This is a genomic window from Kitasatospora sp. NPDC001225 (genome assembly GCF_053597855.1).
The window spans coordinates 1-1,488 of the sequence record NZ_JBSFJC010000444.1 but is presented as its reverse complement, the minus strand read 5'-3'; the positions used below and the strand labels follow the sequence as shown (position 1 = coordinate 1,488).

The following is a 1,488-nucleotide window of genomic DNA, read 5'->3' as shown; positions in this document are numbered from 1 at the left end:
GCGGCCGACGCTACCGCCACGGCCTCCCCCGTCGGTGCGGGTTCACGCGAAGCGGCACCTACTGCGGGATCGTCGGTCCCGCGCCCGGCAGACGGGCGCTTGGACGGGCTGAGCCTTGGAGGGCATCGTGGGCGAGCGGGAGACGTGGACGACGGACGAGTTCGGGGCCTCGCACGAGGGAGCCGTCGGCGTGCTCCTGCCCGACGGCACCGTTCCCGAGCCCGCCTACCTCATCCTGACGGAACACGGAGCCGGGCGGACGACCACGCAGTGGAACGTGTACGACGGCAGCTCAGGTCTCCGCCCGAGGGCGCACATGCTGCGCGCCGTGTGCTCCTGCGGTTGGTCCGGTGCTGCGCGTCCCCTCGACTGGGACCAGATCGGCGAGCGGGCCCTCGGTGAAGCGGCCCTGGACCTGGCGGAGAGCTGCGAGGAGGAGTGGGACCGGCACGCCGCCGAGGTGGAGGAGTCCGCTGTGGCCCTGCCGGAGGAACTCGGCGAGTTGCTGCGCCTCCTGGCGGAGGGGATCGAGAAGCTGGGGAACGACTCCCCACTGGCCGCGCTGAGGGCCGCGAGGCTGCTGGAGGTGACGGCGGAGCGGAAGGCCTACTGGCCCGCCCGGGATGCCCGGCGTGACCTGAGCCTGAAGGAGACCGCCGCCGCGCTCGGCCTGAACGAGGACGCCGCCCAAGAGCTGCTGGCCCGCTTCGGCCGCTGGAGCCCGTACAGCTGAGGCCCTGATCGACGGCGGTAGTCCGACCGGGTGGTGGACCGCTCTCCGGGATCGGGATACTGGGGGTATGGCGGACACGGGGGGTCGGGAAGGCGTGCGCGAAGGACGGCGGAGGCGGCTGGTGGCCGCCGTGATTTCTCTTGGCGCGCTGGGTGTCGGTGTCGTCCACACCGTCAGGCCGGATCTGAAGATCGACGGCGCGACGCTGGTCCTGGCCGCAATCGCCGTGGTCCCGTGGCTGGGCGACCTCTTCGAGAGCATCGAACTGCCCGGGGGCGCCAAGTTCCAGTACCGGCAGTTGCAGGAGCGTGTGGAAGCGGTCGAACAGCAAGCCGCGGAGGCGCGGGAGGCGGTGGACGACGCGAGCCGCCAGGCCCGCGTCGCCCTGGTGGCCGGCGGCGAGGGTGTTCAGGGCGCCGAGGCGGAGCAGACGGTCGGCCGTCTCGTCGACGAGTACGCGGACCTGCGGCGCAGGGAGCCGTCGGGGCCTGCGCGGACCTACCGTCAGGAGCTGATCTTCGCCGAGCTGGCCAGGTTCACTCCGCTGGTGGCCGACTACGACACCGCCTCCGCCCTCGGCTCCCCCGACGGCGGGACCAGGCTGGCGGCCTACGCCCGCCTGTACGCCCGGCCGGAGGAGGAGTTCTTGCCGGCGCTCGTCGAGGCGGCGGTCTCCGAGGACTTCGCGTTCAGCCAGTACTGGGCCTTCCAAGCGATCGGTTCGATCGTCGACGCCGTCGGGCCGGGGAACGTGC

General features: G+C 72.4%; 2 protein-coding genes. Both read left to right on the top strand.

Annotated elements, in window-relative coordinates:
* Positions 1 to 127: 127 nt before the first annotated feature.
* Positions 128 to 733, top strand: coding sequence for a hypothetical protein (locus ACWDCZ_RS41325; protein WP_449818721.1), 606 nt, complete (start codon positions 128 to 130; stop codon positions 731 to 733).
* 67 nt (positions 734 to 800) lie between these two features.
* On the top strand, positions 801 to 1,488 hold a 688-nt coding region (locus tag ACWDCZ_RS41320; RefSeq protein ID WP_449818720.1), incomplete at its 3' end, for a hypothetical protein.